Below are 16,722 nucleotides of genomic sequence, written 5' to 3'. Positions count from 1 at the left end.
ACCAAATGTTGTGCTGGTAGAGATAAGAAATGATAAAAAATATCCCGGCTCTCACAGGTATCCGCGGCTACGCGGCGCTCTGGGTTGTCCTAATGCACTACACCTGGGGAGGCGGCATGAAAGGCGAAGGGCTTTTCATGCAGATCTTGCTATACGGCTTTTCCGGCGTAATTGTGTTCCTGGTCCTGAGCGGATTCGTGATGGCCCACGTCTATCCGGAGTTCCGGAAGTCGGTCAATCTCGGCGCCTACGGCAGTTACTTCTACAAACGAGTGGCCCGGATCTACCCTCTGCATCTAGTTACGCTGCTAGCATTCCTGGCCTTGATGGAAGCGGGATACCCGCTGCGCACTCCCAACGAAACGGCATTCACCTTCGGCCTGAATTTGCTGCTGATCCAGGCCTGGGGCTTCGTTAACCAGTTTTCATGGAACGCGCTGTCTTGGACGATCAGCGTGGAAATGTTTGCCTATATCTGGTTCCCATTCGCAGCGCTGATCCTGTTCAAGCTGCCCAAGGTGTTCGCCGCCGCAGTCATGGCCGCCATGGTCTGGATCCTGATGAAGATGCCGCATATCGGCCTCTTGCAGGCTGCCGGCGTCGATACGAGCAACATTGTCCTGTCCCACGGAAATTTCCTGGTTCAGTTCACATCCGTATTCATCGCGGGCGTGGCTCTCTACCGCGTCGTGCAGGACATCAACAAGCTCCCTACCCTCGTATCGGATGCGATGGTTGTCGCGGGTATCGGCGTCCTCGGTTACGCCTGCACGGTCCCGTTTCAATCGTGGATCATGACCTGTGGCGCGCTGCTCATCATCGCTGGGCTGCTGTGCGATAAGGGTTTGGGGCGCCTTCTTTTCGGGAATCGGGTTTCCGTGTTCCTGGGCGAGATCTCCTACTCCCTGTACTTGACGCACTTCTTGCTGAACGTGGTCATGTCCAACGAGATTGTGGGTCTGCGACTGGCCGACAAGATTTCGCTGGCCATCTGCACGGCCACAATCTCCTACTACTTGATTGAGCGGCCGTCCCGGAACTTCCTGCGGAAGCTGGGCAGCAAAAAGAAGGTCGCCGCCCAGCCTGCAGCAGTTCCGGCTACTGCTTAGGCTTCTGCCAAGCGTCTACCATGGCCTGATGCCGGGCGGCGCACTCCCCGTACTGGATCGCCAGCGCGATGTAGCTGCGGGCGAAGTCGTCCCAGCTATCGCTGGTCACCTCGGGCACCGATGGGCACGGCTGAGCCAGGTTGGCTGGCAGTATTGGCCACGCGGCCAGCTTCGTTGATGTGCTGCAGCCGGTCAGCGTCAATGCGGCAGCCAGCAGGCAAAGGGCTCTGAACTTCGACACGGGTATACCTCTCGATGGTCTTGGGCTTGGCGTCGCGCAGCGCCACCAGAGCATCCTCCAGGGTGCTGGAGATCCCGGCCAGGCGGCCGGTCTGTGCCTTGAACTCGGTGAGTTCTGCCATGGCGTGATCGGCGTTCGCCTGGTCGATGCCGGCCTGGTACTGGCTGGCGCCATACCAGCGCACGCCCAGGACCGCGACCACCACCAGGGCAGCGCCAATTGCATAGGGCACGACGGCACGCAGCAGCGGGTTCATGGCCGCCCCTTCCAGTCGCGCGGGATCTGGAAGTGCGGGCCGTCCTTGAACGACTTCCAGTCGCCGCCCCATTCCACCGGCACGCCCAGCTCTGCGGCGCAGGCCTTGACCACTGCGGCTAGGTCGGCGAAGGCCTGCCAGTTGTTCCAGGGAATCGCCCCGGCCACCAGCGGCGCCAGGTCGACGGCGTGCCCAAGGCCATCCGCCTGCGGCAAGTGGTAGCTGGCCATGGTCTGGCTGGCACCCCGCGCGACGTACTCGCGCTGCTGCGCGACTGTGCGCACACCCTCCACCACCGTGAAGTCCACCGTCGTGCGCTGGATGGCCAGCTTCACGATCTCGACCAGGTCGGGATGGACGCCGGCCAGCCGCGTCAGGCTGCGCTGGGACAGTTGAAAGGTGCTCATTGATTCGGTCTCCGAATGTGCTTCGCCGTCACCGCGGCGACATAGAAAGCGGCGGACGCGGCAAGCATCGCGTCACCCGCGCTCGCCCACCCAGCAACGAAGACTCGGCAGGCCGCGCCCGTAGCGGTGAGGCAAAGTGCCGACAGGCCGATGCGCTCCAGCGTGGTGTCCTTCACCGAGCGGGCGAATACCGCCAGCCCAGCGCCGCCGGCTACGACCAGCCAGCAGACGAACGCCAGCACCGCCCACAGCGTCAGATAGATAGAGCCGTCCATGTCACGCCCCTTTACCGCGCACGCGGTCGATCACGGCCTGCCACAGCGCGCCGATGGGCGCCGCCTGCACGGCCTCCCATGCGCGCGACACGATGGCCATGCCGAACATGCCGGTCAGAAAGCCCGCCAGGCCTTCCGGGATGCCCAGCAGCAGCGACAGATACGGCGAGGCGTAATACGCCACCAGCGAACCACTGATGGCCATGCTCAGCCGCGCCGGCCAAGACCCCTGCAGGTAGCGCATGGAAATGGCCGCGCCGAGCACGCCGGCGAACTTTGCCGCAAGGGCGTCGAAGTCTTGGATGTTCAATCGCGTCCCCTATAGACGTAAAAAAGCCCCAGCGAAGGGGCACGATGCGAGTCCGGTAATCGATCGCCGGCTATTTCTGGCTGGCAAGGACGAAAAGGTCATCGAGCTGCGCTTCCGTGCCACCGACTTGCGCCCACATGGCCTGCAGGAATGCGCTGGAGCGCTCGTACACCGGGGAGTTGAATTCGATCTGGGCCTTGCGCTTTTCGACAGGATCCGCGATGCCTTGGATCAGCGCTTCCACGTCGGCCAGCTTGCCGACCTCCAGCATGGCCAGATTCGCCTGGCGCCACGACACCGAGGTCGGGATGGCCAGCTTCGCGACGTGCTCCGCGTAGGCCGCCTGCGTTGCCGGGCTGCGCCACACCGCCATGATCTCGTCGAAGGTCGGCTGCTCGATGTCGTCGAAGCGCCAATCCATGATGAATGCCTCTTCGATCTGCTGGTCCCCGCTCACCGGCATTCCCACGAAGTACTTGCGGCCGTGGTCATACACGGTGATCTGCGGGTGGATACGCTGGATGCAGAAAATCATTTGTTCATGAGAAATCATTGCTCCTCCCTAGATCATCTTCAGAGAAATGCCGCGCAGGTAGACGATCGCGGAATTGTTCACCCGACGCATCCCGATCATCACAAACGGGTTCGGGAAGTCCACCTGACTCGGATCGACCAACTGGATAAAGTAGGTCGGCCCCGCCTCAACAATCGCCCCGTCGTGCTGCACAAGGGCGCCCTTCGTCGCCTTCGTGTTCGGGTCGAAGTTCCCGGAATGCCACAACGCGCCCCGATATGCCCCTCCCCCCGCGGCCTGGAACTGCGAGCCATCCCAGGTCACCGAAATAGGCGTCGTGTTGGTAGAGGTAACGTAGCTCCCAGCCGGCTGCTTCGTGGCAAGTTCGGCATCCATCTGGGACTTGATCACCGCGTGATTCACTGCCGTGGCCGCCTTCACCTCCAGATTCTTGGGCAATCCCGAGGCATCCAGGATCTTCACTGCCGTTGGGTCAGCTCGCGATAGCAGAATCTGTGCAGCGTCGGCACCGCTTACCGCCAACGAGATGACGGCGTCACCGACCGTGGAACTCGCCGTGCCTGCGATGATGGCCGCATTGGCGAAGCCAGACTGGTTGTCCTTGTAGACCGACACCTGGCCGTTGATGATGCCGCCCGTCGTCGGATACGCCCGCTTGAACAATTCAGATTCGATCACCCAGGCCGTGTTCGAATCATTGCGGCGCTTCAAGACCTGGTTTGCGGTATCAGCCCAGCAGCTGTACGGCCACGCCAACGCTGCCGGATCGTTGGGCCCTGAAAAATCGGTGGCTATCGTCTGAAGGGCCCTGTTGATCGCGGGAATCGCGACGTTGCCGGGCAACGGCGGCGTGGTTGGAATCTGCGAGTTATCTTGCATGTCAAAACCCCTGTGCAATCCAGTTAATCTTTCGCCCCACCGCCGTGGAGCCGTTAAAAATAATGACGTCGAAGCCCGTCGCGCCAGCCGTCGCGTCCTGCACGACCGCGCGATCGCCGTTTTGACTGTCCAGAATGGTGATCTGCAGGTTTGGCCGTGCGTGAAAGGGCTTGGGATACGTGACCCGCATGCCCGCGACCGGGACAGAGACAGACTCGGCGCGCTGCAAAAGATCAGGCACGTCTATCGTCCACACGAAATGCCTGACGAACGGCAAGATGCGCGCGTTCGAAGTGGCGAAGTACAACCGAACATCGAAGTAGCGCGCGTTGATCAGCCCTGGAACGAAGTCCACCCACTCCGACCACTGCCCTGCCACCTGAGCACTTCGAATCTGCGGGCGAACAGTGATGGCCTGTCGGGCTGAGCCATTGAGCAGGTCTTCCGCCGCCAGCCAGTCCGGGATCGTCAATAGGTCATCATCTTGACTGATGGCCAGATAATCGATGCTGAAATCAAGGCGGACAGGCGTCACATACCCGATGTCGACTTGGTCCGAAGCCGCATTCGTGTAGATTCCATCTGAGGCCACCCCACCAAGCCACAGCAAATCCGACTCGGCGAACAGGTCCGGGCTCGCCAGCACATCGCCCAGCGCCGCGAGCGTCAGTTGGTTCTCGTACACCACCGCGCCGCCGGATACCGTGCCAGTCCAGTCAGGAGCTTCGTCTTGCGTCAGCAGGACATTCCTGACCAGCACCGCGCCGGAAACCGTTATGCCGGCCGCAGGCCCGTAAACGACCTGACCATTTGACAGCCTGAATCTGGCCGCTACCCAGTAGCTCCCATTGCCCACCGCCAGCATCTCTTGTGCGCGCGTTGAACCAACGATCCGGGAATTCGACCAGGAATCGCCGATCCTGACCTCGTAGTCTGGATCACGAACGTCGGATACCTTGCGCCAGCTGAGCACCGTCAGCCCGTCACGGAACACCGTTGTCAAACCCTCAACGGGCGGAAGTGGCGCATTCAGCCCTTGGACAACGTAGGTAGTCTCGCGTGGTGTCCCCGTCCCTGTTGGGCCGTTCGGCGTCACCGTGGCGGTGATCACGTCCCCAGTCCGAACCAACAGATCCGTCGAGCGCCCCTCGATGTTCTGCGCCAGGCGCTGAACTCCGTTCACGAAAACCACCGCCAGAACGGGCATTTCTCGCGAGAGCGCCCAGGTAAGCGTCACGCGAATCTGATCGCTGCTGGCATTGACGATGGCCTCCGTCGCGCTGATCGAGAACACCACCCCTACCAGCAGCGCCCCGTCTCTCGGCGGCGTATACGCATATGGGTTGTCCTCGCAGGCGTAATACTCCGGGTCGTCATCAACGGCCTCGAATCTCAGTCCGTCGCCCGCCGGTGCGACACCGGAGACCTTGAATCGACGTCCCGGCGTCGCGAGCGGATCGAACTGCCACGCCCAGTCGAACGGCGCGCACTCTTCAAAGCCGGCCGCGCCCGGCATCGGGAAACCATCCAGCGGCGAGATGATCGTCAGCTCATCTACATCACCCACAGCGGACACGACGGTTACAGTCTTCATGTTGCCGTCCGGATCGCGGAGCATCGCAATGCCGTGGCCGTCGCTGGGCACCTTGTTCTGCAGCTTTATCGTGGTGCCGCCACTACCGGGCATCATGCGCCCCGAGTATCCCCACACCGTCAAATCGTGTGAGAACGACACCACGTCGCCGCGGGTGCACACCATCCCCTCGATGTCGGTTTCCCAGGAAATCTGCCGCCGCCGCCAGACCTGACTTGCAGCCAGAAGATTCGCTTCCCGTCCGGCCATGTCAGCGTAGACACAGCCGTCCAGGTCGAGCTGCAAGGGATTGTTCGTGGCAACGACGCCGGGCACCTTGGCGCGAACCTCGTCCATCACCCAGCCGGCGTCCTTGTTGATGAAGTTCGCAACGATCTCATCCACGGTGCCTTCGTTGATGTATGCCACCTTGAAGGACCCGGCGCGGACATTGAACGGGCCGAACATCGCGGTGACGGGCGTGTCCGCCGCGTCCCATATGACACCAAGCTTCCCAGTCTGGTAGGTCATCGAGGCACGCCCGGCGCGCGCGATCATCTGAAGCACAGACGCCGTGCTCATCTTGCGATCCAGCACGTAGTCAAACGTGAGCCTATTGGTGTGGCACCACAAACCCCAGGCCTTGATCGCCTCGATGTCGATCTGGGCATCGCTCATGCCACCGCCGTAGATTCGATGCCCACTGTTGTCAAGCTTGCCGCGCGCGAACCACAGAAACCACCATGCTGGGTTACTCGTCGGCGCCCACTGCCAGTCGGAGCCGGTCCAGATCGAGCACCACGCGGTTGCAATGGCACTGAATTCGTCAACCGCTCCGTTGAGCTGCGCCGAAGCCTGGATTCGCAAGGCAACACGCAGTTGGCCCGAGTAATCCGCCGTGTCGGTCTGATAGCACAGTATCTGGCTGATCGCCGTCTGGTTCGATTCTCGGCTGCTCTGAATGTCCGCGGTCACCTTCCAGGCGCGCACCTCATACATGCCAACGGGGACATCCCAAGAAATCGTCTTCCGCGTCGGCTCCTGCCTGCCCCCGGTGACGCGCACGCCAGGGGTCGTGCTGTAGCCGAGCAACGGATCAGGCGCAATTCCGGCCCAGGGCTGGCCGACCTGGAAAGGGTGTGGCTTCCACCGCCAAACGCCCATCACCGGCGGCACAACGGTCACGCCCGCATCGCCACCGCCGAAGCTGTAGCCAGGCTTGATGACAAACGTTTCACCGTCCGTATGGTCGGCGGAATTGGTCGATCCGAACCCGATCTGCTGTTCCCGCGTGTATCCCTCACCGGCATCGCCGCCGCCTGGTCCGGACACGATCTGCATCTTCGCCCAATAGTGGGTCGCGTAGGTCGCATCATTGAGCAGCCCAATATCTACCCACGCACCACCGACTGGACGGTACTGCAGCCGAAGCTCAACAGTCCGCGATTCCATGGCGCCAGAATCGTTCACGTAGAACAACTGGGACGCCACTTCGACGGAAATGTGCGTGACGTCTTTCGGGGTCGTCCTGGTATTGATCACGCCAGCCTGCAGCGTAAATCCCTGCAGCGTGTCTACGTTGCCGGGGAACATGGTCAAGCCCCCGGTACTGGGGTCAGACGACTGCATCTGAACCCCTTGAAAATTCAGCACTGGCGTCTCGCCAATCCTGTAATCGTTCAAAGAGACAGAGTTCAGTTGCAAACCAAAGTGGAAGATCTGATTCAGAAACTGCGTGTCGCCAACATACTGGGAGTAGGGCTTAGCGCCGATGTCTGCGACCACCTTGTGTTCCCCAAACACAATTGCCATCGGCTCCCAAGGGCGAGGACGATTACGCCCCCCCTGGATTGCGTAGGTTGGGCTACTCTCGTATTTCTGCCCCGCGCCCAGCTTCGCGGCAGTCGGAGTTGGCATTGGGATCAAGGCGTTGATGAGCAACGACCCGCCCATCATGATGATTCCACTTCCCACCGCCCCCGCGGCTGCGCCGGTGAATCCAAGCGCCCCGCCCAGCGCTGCGCCGTAACCCATACTGACGACTACGAGGGCAACCATCGCCACTGCGCGCAGCACCTTCCCGCCGCCACCGCCACCCTCTCCTTTCGCACGGATGACAACCTGGTCGCCATTTCGCGGGATCAGTCTCTGCCAAATGCCGATAGGCACCGGCCGCCCGTTGTGCCAGACATTGACCACGCGCGACGGCAACGCGACTCCCAGACGCTCGCAGTAGCGCCCCAGGGTTTCACCGGGCAGGAAAGGAGCGCAAAACGCGTCTCGGCCTGCGGATGCAACGAAGGGGTTGCGAACGACCAGCAGCGACGGATTTACCGACACCGTCTCGGGCTTCTTTTCTACGATTTCCACTGGTAGAACCCTTCAATCTTGTAATCGATCGTCGTCATGAAGCGCAGGCGCTGACGGATGACAGCCCCGAACGTCTTGTCAGCGTGCAGTACCCACCACTCGCCAGCCAGCCGGCACATGACACCGATGTGAAAAAGGTCACCGCGCGACAGCAGAAGCACGGGATGGCCTTCGACGGGTTCATCCACTCGATCGGCAAAGTCGGCCTTCACGCGCGCAATCTGCGCTGCCTGTGCCCGCAGCGTCACTTCGTGCGAGTTAGGAATTTCGGCATTAATCCCGAATGTCTCCCGCGCAACCAGTGCCGCAAGCGCTGCGCAGTCGCCCGATTCCGGTACATAGGGAAGGCTCAGATATTTATCGGACCAATGCATCAGAAGATCCCCGGCGTCGTCGTCGGGTCATATCGCATCGTGACCGCCGACTGCATAAGCGTGTTCTTGAACCCCATATCACCACCAACCCTGGTGTTCGTGATCGACAACCCCGTCAGGTCCATCGTCATGTCGAATTCCAGGTTCGAGGGATTCGAGCGCAGCACCATGATCAGTCGGCATTTCGCCCCAGCGCCGCCCTGGCTGACTTCGAGCCACTGCGTCAGCTCGCGCCCGATGTTGTCGACTTCAAGCTTTGCGCTCGACACCTGCCCGTCCTTGTCGTCCGGGATAGAAAGATCGAAGCGACAGGCCACGAACGTGCTGCCCTCCACGGCGATATCGGCGGTGTCGTTCGCAAAACGCGCCGGAACAGCAAGGTCTCTGTGCGTTATCTCGATCAATTCGATCAGCGGCTCACCAGCGCTGGTCGCATTGACGTTGCGCTTCGCTCTGGAGGAAAAATTTCGTGCCATGTCAGCCCACCGTTTCGATCTGGACGGCCCCCCGCCACCGAAGCCCGGGGCTAGACCATGAGATCTTCCCGGAGACAAACCGCGCCTGCTTCGTGACCCCGTCAAGGGGATCAACCCAATCGAACCAGCCCACGCCGCCATTCAAGTCGGTTCGCATCCACAAATCGAACGCGTTCTTTTGCGCCACGCCATCAACATGAATAGTTGCATCGCGGGTGACAATTGGCATCGTCCAACGCGGGCGCTGCTTTGCGATGCCGCCGTCCATGTCGGTACGCAGCACGCCGTAATCAGGTTCTTCGCTGAATCCGGTAAGGAGGATCTTTGCGTAGTTCGGAAATGTCGCCATATCACGTCCCCATCACGCCCCGAACCGCCTGCGCGGAACGACCATTTCTCTGCAAGTCGGCCACAACGATGCTGATCACTTCGCCGCTCACGTCAAAGCTGCGATTCACGCCCGTCACCTGCTGCGGCGTGCCGTTATTCACGATTTCGACACGAAGGTCGCCACCTGGCGGCGAACGGCCAACAGGCGGCGGCAACACCGGGGACCCGGCCATTCCGCCTGCGGCGTGTCCGGTCCGGATGGAGCGGCGTAGAGCATTGAAGCCGCCCGCGCCACCCAAGGCGCGGATCTCATCCTGGTTCAGCACGCCTTCGCCGCGATGCACGATGCCAGCCGGCTCAAAGCGACCACCATTCCCGGTATAGCCGCCAGCGGAAAACCTGATCCCGTCCAGCAAGCCGCCGGCGGTGCCGCCAATGCCCTGCAGACTTGAGCCGGACACCGAGGAGCCGCTACCCAGCCAGCCACCCAACACATTCCCAAGAACGCCAGCCAGCGGGCCCGTGACGCTCTGCTGGATGGCGATACGAACCATGTCGGAAATGATGCTGTCGGCAAGATCCTTGAAGCTCAGTTTTCCCGTACGGACAAAGCCAGTAAGCGCGTCTTCCATGCCAGAAAACGAGTTGGTCACCGCACCTTCAATGGACGAGGCCACGTTCATCGCGCTGTCGGCGTAGTTTCCCAGCCCACGCACCATGCCCAGATGCCACGAGGACTCTGCCTCACGCTTGCGGCCTGCGGAATCCTGCAGAATTGCAACCTGGCGCTCTTCAGCAGCGCGCAAGGCCTCAATCCGCGCCTCGTATGTCGACTTCGCCAAGCGCGTGGATTCGACCTGCTGGTCTTCCTCCAGCTTGCGGCGGCGTTCGGCGTATTGCTGCCGAATCGCTACCTCCTGCTCCATCTGCTCACGCTGCCAGTCTGGCATCCCAACGCCAGCAACCTCGATGTCTCGTGCTTGCTGATACAAGTCGATTTCGCGCTGGATCGCGTCGAAGTAGCGCGCAGACTCCGCAGCCTTCTTCGTGGCCTCCTCGGCCTCCTTCCAGGCGTGGATCTCGTCGAACAGCGCCAGGGCTCGGGCGCGGTGCGCATCCGAACCCTTAGCCTGCTCGATTCGATAGCGCTCCTGGGCGTCAGCGGTCATACCCAGGGTCGCGCGCTGCTCTTCCAGGCGTTTAACCAAGCCCTGCAACTCGCTTGCCTGCTGGGCGCCACCCTTCGGCAGGAACCGGTCGTTCAACCGCTTCTGCGCATCACTGTCGAAAAGCGGTCCCAGCGCCTCGCGCCACTCCTTCTCCGCCCCCTTAAGCCGCTCGCCGGGCGTGGCGAACTCCTTCAGGAACTTGTCATAGGCGGCCCGATACTTGTCCAGTTCGTTGATGACAGGTGCCACGCCCCCCGCCGCTGCAGCCTGCGCCCCCGTCAGCGCGTCGATCTCCTGGCGCAAGCCTGCCACGTTCCCCGAGGTTTCGATGACCTTCTGCGCAAGCTCCACCAGCCGCCCGCGGCTTGACTCGCTAGCGCGACCCGACGAGATGTAGGACTCGACCAGGGCCGCAAGCGAGGCGGCCATTTGCTCAGACGACTGGCCGGTGTCGGACGCCACAGCCTTCATTTCTGCGGTGAAGTCAGCACGGTACTGGGCGGCGGCGCGGGTACCCTCCGTCAGCGCAGGCTTGAACGCATTGCCCAGTTCGAAAACGGCGGCTTGGCTTTCCTTTAGGGCCGCGTTCAGGTCGTCCGTCTTGATGCTGATTACCTGCTGGCGCTGCAGCTCGTTCAGTTTCTGAAACGACGTCACCAGGTCATCAACGTTTCGCTTGGTGTCGGCCACTTCCCGCGCACCAGCCGACGCCGAGTCGCGCGCGTCCCGTCCGTACTGGGTCCATGCGTAGGCCGCTCCGGCAAGGGCGAGCGTGACTGCTCCCACCGGCCCGCCCACCAGCGCAAGAGCCGCGCTTGATGCCCGTGCAACGGCTCCGATACCAGCCAATCCGGCGGCCGCGGGCGCGCTCACTCCAGCCATCCGCGCAAGCGTGGCTTGATAGCGCGCAGCTTCGACCTGGGCGGCAGCAAACGCACCTGCCGACGACAAGGTGGCGGCCGTCAACCGAGTGCCCAACACGACCGCCAGGGCGCCAGCGCCCACCGTCAGCGCGTTGAGTCCATCGCGAGCGGCGTCTGAACCGAGCGCGTCGTTCACTGCCTCAATGGCCGACCGCAACCCGTTCAGGCTGCCGTTTTCATCGGTCAGCAGCGCGGACACCGTGTTGCGCAGGCCCATCAACGCGCCGCCCAACGTGTCGCGCGCGGCCGCCGCCGCTCCGCCGTAGCTTTCCTCCAGGGCGCGCAGCACGACTCCCTGCGCTTCAGCAGTACGGCCGGATAGCTCCAGCTGCTCCACCAGAGCCTTCTGTTCCTCCGTGAAGCGGAACCCCTGCCGGCTCAAAGCGGCCAGCCCCTGCGAGGGAATATCCAGCGCGCGGCCAATCGTCTCGGCGGACGCGCGAATGGTCATGCCCGTGCGCGCCGCCATGTCGGCAGCCGCCTGCATTGCGCGCGGGAACTCCTGGCCAGCAACCCCGGTAAACGCCAAGAGCGCGGTCTGGGCTTCGGTCACCTCGCCGGCCGAGATCGTGCTGGCCGACTCGATGGCATCCGCCATGGCGTTCAGGCTGTCGGCGCTCATCATCGCGGCGCGTCCAGTCGACACCAGCACAGCGGCCAGCTGCGCCTGCTCGTTCTGAGCGTTGATCGTGTTCTGGACGAATGCGGTCAGAGCCGTACCCGCCGAGATACCGGCAAACGCTGCCCCCATCAGTGCAGAGGCGCGAGTCCAGGACGATCCGGCCTGTTCAGCGCTCTGCTCCATTTCACGCGCCGCCCGGCGGGTAGTGCGGGCAGCACGGTCCATGTCCGTCTCGAAACTGCCGGTCCGAGCCAGCAGGTCGACGACGATTGATCCGGCAGTTGACATGTAATTCACCTATGCCCGCGAGGGCTTCATTCCAAGGGCGGCGAACGTCTTTAGGTCCGCTTCAGAGAATTGATCCGAGAGCAACGGCATCTGGTCGTCGTCTTCCCGAAGACCCATTCCGCCCACCAGCCAATCCAGGCGTGCCGGGAAGTCCCCGCCAACCTGGACCTGCGCCAACATGGCCGCGGGGCGGTGGTAGCGGTGCAGGTCGTCAAAAGGAGACTCCTCGTAAAACTGCTGCCAGGATCGAAACTCGGCCTCCGTCATGCTCTTCAATTCCCCGATGGTCCGCCCCAAGGCCAGCGCCAGGATGTGCAAGAAGCGGACCTCGCCCGTTAGCCTTTTCCCCGCAAGTCCGCGAAGTCGTTGATCTCGGCGATCACGTCGGAAAGCTTGCGCAGGACCTTGGGCTTGATGCGATTGGCCAGATCCAGGCTCAGCGCGGGCTTGCCCTCGGCCGTCACCACGCTGGCAACGACCAGGCGGCTGTGGGCGCGGTCGCGCACGTCTTCGTCCGGGGACGTCAACGCAGCAACCCACTTGTTGAATTCGACGTGGCTGATCGCCTTGAAATAGAGCGTGTGCGTCTTGCCGTCGCCCAACTCGACCTCGCGGGCCACGACCTCGTCGCTGACGAAGAGCGCGTCCGGCAGTGCTTGCTTTTCCATGTCGTCCCCTTACGCCGCCGGCTTGAAGTTCCAGGTGACCTTGCCCGAACGCTGCAGCGTCATGGTTCCAGTCACCCGGTCGTTGGTGGCGGCATCGATCGTCACTTCCGCGATGTATGCCTGGAAACGGGCGCAAGTGCGGTTAACCGGCAGGGTCAGCGCACCACCTGCACCCAGCGTGGGCGCCGCCGTGCCATCGGAAAATCCCATGATCCAGTCCAGCACCGCGCCGGACTCTTTCAGATCCGTGAGCACGCCCTGGTGCGACTCTGCCGTCGGAATGAAGTTGAAGGGGACCGACACCTGGCCGGGAGCGCCCAGGCCCGGAATAAATTCCTGGTCCTCGGTCGCATCCAGGCAGGTAACGTCGATCTGCGACTTGGTACCCGCCCCCAGGCCCGTGATCCCGGTGGGGCAGGCCATCTTCAGAATGGCCGGATCCGGGGTGGCCAGGGTATTGAGCACGAACAGGTGCGTGCCCTGGGTCTTGATAACGCCAGCAGTCATGGTGACCTCACAATGAAAAAGGCCCGCACATCGCGGGCTAATGGTTCTGCAAAAAATGACGGCCTAGCGGCCTCTGATGAAGTCGGCCTGTAGCCCAATGCGAAACAGCTTGGTATCGGTCTCGCGGGTGTGGATGAAAACTCGATTTGCGATGCCGGCCACGTCCAGCGCATCGCGCACCGCCCCCGCCAGCGATATGCACGCCGCTTCCTGGTCATCGTTCGGGCCTGTCCAGCAGTCGATCTGGACCGTGCCGTTGTCGGCGTCTGGAGGCCCGCTTAGCTGGTCGTAGGGGTTATCGATGACCGTAAACCAGGTGATGTACGGGGCAGACACGCCCTGCGGCGCCATTCCTGATCCGTAGATTCTGGGCTTGTCACCCACATGACCACGCACCTCCTGCGTGTTGATCGTCTTGAATACCGGTGCCAGCATCACAGCCTCCCTTCACGCCTGGCCTTGGCGACGACCTTCTCAATCTGGCGCACCACGTCAGCGCTCACCAGTTCGATTACCCGCTGGCCGTGCTGCTGAACAGCCGGCCGCAGCCACGGCGTCGCTGGCTGGTGGCTGGAGCCGTACTCCTTCAGTGCTGCCGTCTTGCGGGTCGTGACGGGCTCCTTGCCCTTGCGCGCGTAGGTCTTCTGACGAACGCGCACTAGATAACGCTCGCCATTACTGCCGATAGGCGGCTTGCCGCGGCTGGCGATCACGTTCTGCACCAGCAAGCCGGTGGACTCGTCGCCGCTCTGCGCAATCGTCGCCCGCAGGTTCTCCTTGGCCCTGTCCCGCAAATACCGGGCACCGCGCGCCAGCGCTGTCTTGACAGGTCCACCGCGCTTGGAGACGACCTCGGCCGGTAGCGATTGAAGCGTTCGCATCACGTCATCGACGCCGCGCAACCTCATTTCAACTTTCACAGCGGCTCCCCTTCCGGCCTGGCCTCGCCGGCCGGATCCCCGTCCAGCGTCATCCCGGGCAACTCATCCTGATCACCGTCGGCGGCCAGAGCCTCCAGCAGTACTTCCAGCTTTCCCTCGATTCGAGCCAGGCCAGCCTCGATGCGGTCCATCTGACTGAGTGCTGGGCCTTTCCAGACAGGCGGTGGCGGCGGTGCCTTGGTTTCGGGAATTCCCATGGTTACTGACCCTCGCTCGGTCCATCCACACAACGCAGCCGCCACTCGCGGCGTGCGGTGGCGTCCGTCTCGGCGGACTGGATATTGAAGATCTGACCGTCCCAGAGCAGGCGCCAGGACGCCAGCAGCGTTGGGCTGGTCGGAAACCAGCGCAGGTTCACCCGCGCGCTGACCTCGGCCTGGGTAGCGTTGCCGCCCTGGAACTCGCGGCCGCGTCCCGTCAGTACCTCGGCGGGCACATCTTCGAGCCGCAAGCCGTCCGCCAGCACCACGGGCCGCCAGCCGCCGCTGCCAGGAACGATGTAGCCGTTTTCGTCACGCAAGGGCTCACCCTTGGATTCGAAAGTCACACGGTGGCGTAGTCGATGAGCAAGCATCACACCCCCAAGCCGATACGGAACGGCTGCAGCTTGATCTCGGCCGCGCGCCGCAGCTTCTCGGCATCGTCGGGCGTCGCCTGGTAGGCGGCCTGCAGGAGCAGCAGCACGCCCAGCACCATGCTGGCCGGCGGCACATCCAGCGGCGGAACGGGTACAAGCACACCGTCAACAAGAGTCTCCGCCGGGTATGGTTGGAGCAACCCGCGATTCATGAACTGCACCGCCTCGTCTTCGGCTCCATCCAGCAGCGTCTGCAGCTTGGCATCGTCCGCGGCGTGGATCACGTCCAGTACGGCCTTGGCCCTTTCCAGGAGAATCACCGACATCGCTATTCCTTGCCGTCCGCCTTGGTGGCGACGGGCTTATCAGCGGGCCGCCGCGCGCTTCCAGCCTTGGCCTGGTTCCTGGGAGCCGGTGCCATCTTGTTCTGAGGTTCCGGCGCCGCCGTGTCCCCTGCTTCGACAATCAGGCCAAGCCGGAGCAGGTCTCTCGCGCGCTCGCCCGATACATCTATCGGCCGTCCGCGCGGCTGATACTCGCTCCCATTGAGGAAGCCTTTACGTGCGATGTAGGACATGACTTTCTCCATTTGAGCGGGCCGGACCCAGCCGGCCCGCTCATCGGTGGCCGTATTACGGCGTGGTCGCAAACTCGCCGTGGACGAACGATTCGGGGCGGTAGACCGCCATCGCCAGACGCTCTTCGGCGCGGATCGTCACCATGTTCTTGCGGAAGTTATCGCTGTCTTCCGTCGAGACTTCCACGGCGGCGTCTTCACGGTCGAAGACCTGAGCGGCGATGTTGAACGCACCCACCAGGAATTCGCCTTCGGGAACCGCGGTGGTGTCCACCACCGGCAGCTTCCAGAGACGCGGCACGCCACCGTCCACCACGTTGACCCAGATGTAGCGCCCCTGTTCGTCCTTCTGGAGCTCGATGTCGGCCCAGTCCACAGGGTTCAGCACGATGCCGCTGGCGCGGTATTCAGCGATGCGCACTTGCAGAATCGCGCGGCGCAGCAGGTCGATCTTGGTGTCGCCAGCCTTGCGCAGAGATTCGTTGAAGGCCGTCGCCTGGGGAATCAGGCCCAGGAGGTTCTGACCCGTGCCGTCGCCGGCCAGGATCTGGTTTTCCTCGACGTACTTCAGGCCGTAGATCGCGCGTCCGTTGATGTAGCTCTGCAGCAGCGGGATGTCGGCCAGAACCTGCTTGGAGGCCAGGAACCAGTGGGCGATCGTCTTGACGGTCGTGGTCTTCAGCTCGAAAGACAGGTCCGACTGGGGCTTCGCCGCCGTTTCGGCCACGGGGGCTGCCATGTTCTGGAAGCCGGATTCCTGCACGAACTCGACCGAGTTCGACCCGGTACGGCCCGGCATGATCAGATCACGGATGGTGAAGGGGCGATCCGGGCCCGAGATGATGCCCGGCACGCGCGTGGGCTGAATCGCGGCGCCCACGCCACCGGTTCCGGTAGTCGAGCTGGTGATACTGGTGACCGCCTTGACGTTCATGCGGGCGATGCCGCGGCCCTTCGAGGCCAGGCCGGTGAAGTCGTCGGATTCAGTGAACTGCTCTCCGATGGACTTTTCGGCCTGCTCATCATTGGCGGCGCCGCGGCGGGCGAGTTTCTGCTCGACTTCGACAAGTCGCGTGGTCAAGTCGATGCCGCTCTTCGAAAGGGTTTCCAGGATGTTCTTCGTGTCATCGAGGATCTTGCCGTGGTCTTTGATCTCGGCCGACGCCTTTTCGGCGAAGGCCTTGATTTCTTCGTCGCGGTCGTTCAGCGCCTTGACCAGACCCTTCAGTTCCAGGGTGTCATCCAGACGCCCCGCGTTATCGGCGGATTTGCGTCCGAATTCGTGCTTGTGTGCCAGATTGGTATAGCGGCCCAT

23 protein-coding genes are annotated in these 16,722 nt (G+C 62.6%); 1 reads left to right on the top strand and 22 read right to left on the bottom strand.

Features of this window, described 5'->3' with window-relative positions; all coding sequences use genetic code 11:
- Positions 1–29: 29 nt before the first annotated feature.
- Entirely contained in the window at positions 30–1,109 is a 1,080-nt protein-coding gene (locus tag HWY37_RS06840; RefSeq protein WP_175209129.1) for an acyltransferase family protein, read from the top strand.
- Here the strand turns inward: HWY37_RS06840 and HWY37_RS34870 are convergent.
- The 22 genes from HWY37_RS34870 to HWY37_RS06735 all read right to left on the bottom strand — a co-directional run bounded on the left by HWY37_RS34870 (position 1,099) and on the right by HWY37_RS06735 (position 16,722).
- On the bottom strand, positions 1,099–1,260 hold the full coding sequence (locus HWY37_RS34870; RefSeq protein WP_425485009.1) for a hypothetical protein: 162 nt from the start codon (positions 1,258–1,260) through the stop codon (positions 1,099–1,101). The two genes, HWY37_RS06840 and HWY37_RS34870, sit on opposite strands and share 11 nt — an antisense overlap.
- Positions 1,205–1,606 carry a hypothetical protein gene (locus HWY37_RS06835; protein ID WP_175209128.1) on the bottom strand — a complete coding sequence of 134 codons (402 nt, stop codon included), beginning with the start codon at positions 1,604–1,606 and terminating at the stop codon, positions 1,205–1,207. The genes HWY37_RS34870 and HWY37_RS06835 overlap by 56 nt, the downstream gene beginning before the upstream one ends.
- Positions 1,603–2,013, bottom strand: coding sequence for a M15 family metallopeptidase (locus tag HWY37_RS06830; RefSeq protein WP_176088198.1), 411 nt, complete (start codon positions 2,011–2,013; stop codon positions 1,603–1,605). Before HWY37_RS06830 ends, HWY37_RS06835 begins: the two co-directional genes overlap by 4 nt.
- Positions 2,010–2,288 (bottom strand): hypothetical protein, encoded by a 279-nt coding sequence (locus HWY37_RS06825; RefSeq protein WP_175209126.1) that lies wholly within the window; start codon positions 2,286–2,288, stop codon positions 2,010–2,012. The genes HWY37_RS06830 and HWY37_RS06825 overlap by 4 nt, the downstream gene beginning before the upstream one ends.
- A 1-nt stretch (position 2,289) precedes the next feature.
- Positions 2,290–2,598: a hypothetical protein gene (locus tag HWY37_RS06820; protein WP_175209125.1), complete on the bottom strand. Its 309-nt coding sequence runs from the start codon at positions 2,596–2,598 to the stop codon at positions 2,290–2,292.
- Between the two features lie 70 nt (positions 2,599–2,668).
- Complete coding sequence (locus HWY37_RS06815; RefSeq protein WP_175209124.1) at positions 2,669–3,151, bottom strand: hypothetical protein; 483 nt, start codon at positions 3,149–3,151, stop codon at positions 2,669–2,671.
- Positions 3,152–3,160: 9 nt separating this feature from the next.
- Complete coding sequence (locus tag HWY37_RS06810) at positions 3,161–4,012, bottom strand: hypothetical protein (RefSeq protein WP_175209123.1); 852 nt, start codon at positions 4,010–4,012, stop codon at positions 3,161–3,163.
- A gap of 1 nt (position 4,013) precedes the next feature.
- Positions 4,014–7,955 (bottom strand): TipJ family phage tail tip protein, encoded by a 3,942-nt coding sequence (locus HWY37_RS06805; RefSeq protein ID WP_246302214.1) that lies wholly within the window; start codon positions 7,953–7,955, stop codon positions 4,014–4,016.
- Positions 7,943–8,329: a hypothetical protein gene (locus HWY37_RS06800; RefSeq protein WP_175209122.1), complete on the bottom strand. Its 387-nt coding sequence runs from the start codon at positions 8,327–8,329 to the stop codon at positions 7,943–7,945. Before HWY37_RS06800 ends, HWY37_RS06805 begins: the two co-directional genes overlap by 13 nt.
- On the bottom strand, positions 8,329–8,805 hold the full coding sequence (locus tag HWY37_RS06795) for a DUF1833 family protein (protein ID WP_175209121.1): 477 nt from the start codon (positions 8,803–8,805) through the stop codon (positions 8,329–8,331). Before HWY37_RS06795 ends, HWY37_RS06800 begins: the two co-directional genes overlap by 1 nt.
- 1 nt (position 8,806) lies before the next feature.
- A complete protein-coding gene (locus tag HWY37_RS06790) occupies positions 8,807–9,154 on the bottom strand; it encodes a hypothetical protein (protein WP_175209120.1) in 348 nt (115 codons plus the stop codon).
- Position 9,155: 1 nt separating this feature from the next.
- Positions 9,156–12,137, bottom strand: coding sequence for a phage tail tape measure protein (locus HWY37_RS06785; RefSeq protein ID WP_176088197.1), 2,982 nt, complete (start codon positions 12,135–12,137; stop codon positions 9,156–9,158).
- A gap of 9 nt (positions 12,138–12,146) precedes the next feature.
- Positions 12,147–12,455 (bottom strand): phage tail assembly protein T, encoded by a 309-nt coding sequence (locus HWY37_RS06780; RefSeq protein WP_125469954.1) that lies wholly within the window; start codon positions 12,453–12,455, stop codon positions 12,147–12,149.
- 17 nt (positions 12,456–12,472) lie between these two features.
- The gene (locus HWY37_RS06775; protein WP_175209118.1) at positions 12,473–12,805 is read right to left on the bottom strand and encodes a hypothetical protein; all 333 of its coding nucleotides are present in this window, start codon (positions 12,803–12,805) and stop codon (positions 12,473–12,475) included.
- Between the two features lie 9 nt (positions 12,806–12,814).
- Positions 12,815–13,312: a phage tail tube protein gene (locus HWY37_RS06770; RefSeq protein WP_175209117.1), complete on the bottom strand. Its 498-nt coding sequence runs from the start codon at positions 13,310–13,312 to the stop codon at positions 12,815–12,817.
- Positions 13,313–13,375: 63 nt separating this feature from the next.
- Positions 13,376–13,747, bottom strand: coding sequence for a DUF3168 domain-containing protein (locus HWY37_RS06765; protein WP_175209116.1), 372 nt, complete (start codon positions 13,745–13,747; stop codon positions 13,376–13,378).
- A complete protein-coding gene (locus HWY37_RS06760; RefSeq protein ID WP_175209115.1) occupies positions 13,747–14,232 on the bottom strand; it encodes a hypothetical protein in 486 nt (161 codons plus the stop codon). Before HWY37_RS06760 ends, HWY37_RS06765 begins: the two co-directional genes overlap by 1 nt.
- Positions 14,229–14,384 (bottom strand): hypothetical protein, encoded by a 156-nt coding sequence (locus HWY37_RS06755; RefSeq protein WP_175209114.1) that lies wholly within the window; start codon positions 14,382–14,384, stop codon positions 14,229–14,231. The genes HWY37_RS06760 and HWY37_RS06755 overlap by 4 nt, the downstream gene beginning before the upstream one ends.
- Positions 14,385–14,452: 68 nt before the next feature.
- The gene (locus HWY37_RS06750; RefSeq protein WP_175209113.1) at positions 14,453–14,827 is read right to left on the bottom strand and encodes a head-tail adaptor protein; all 375 of its coding nucleotides are present in this window, start codon (positions 14,825–14,827) and stop codon (positions 14,453–14,455) included.
- Positions 14,827–15,156, bottom strand: a complete 330-nt coding sequence (locus HWY37_RS06745; RefSeq protein WP_175209112.1) for a head-tail connector protein — start codon at positions 15,154–15,156, stop codon at positions 14,827–14,829. Before HWY37_RS06745 ends, HWY37_RS06750 begins: the two co-directional genes overlap by 1 nt.
- Before the next feature lie 2 nt (positions 15,157–15,158).
- Positions 15,159–15,407, bottom strand: coding sequence for a hypothetical protein (locus tag HWY37_RS06740; protein ID WP_175209111.1), 249 nt, complete (start codon positions 15,405–15,407; stop codon positions 15,159–15,161).
- Positions 15,408–15,462: 55 nt separating this feature from the next.
- Positions 15,463–16,722, bottom strand: a complete 1,260-nt coding sequence (locus HWY37_RS06735; protein ID WP_175209110.1) for a phage major capsid protein — start codon at positions 16,720–16,722, stop codon at positions 15,463–15,465.

It is taken from the genome of Achromobacter anxifer, assembly GCF_903652925.1.
Taxonomy (GTDB): domain Bacteria; phylum Pseudomonadota; class Gammaproteobacteria; order Burkholderiales; family Burkholderiaceae_B; genus Achromobacter; species Achromobacter anxifer.
Note: the sequence above shows the minus strand (reverse complement) of the source record. Positions and strands in the feature narration are given on the sequence as shown.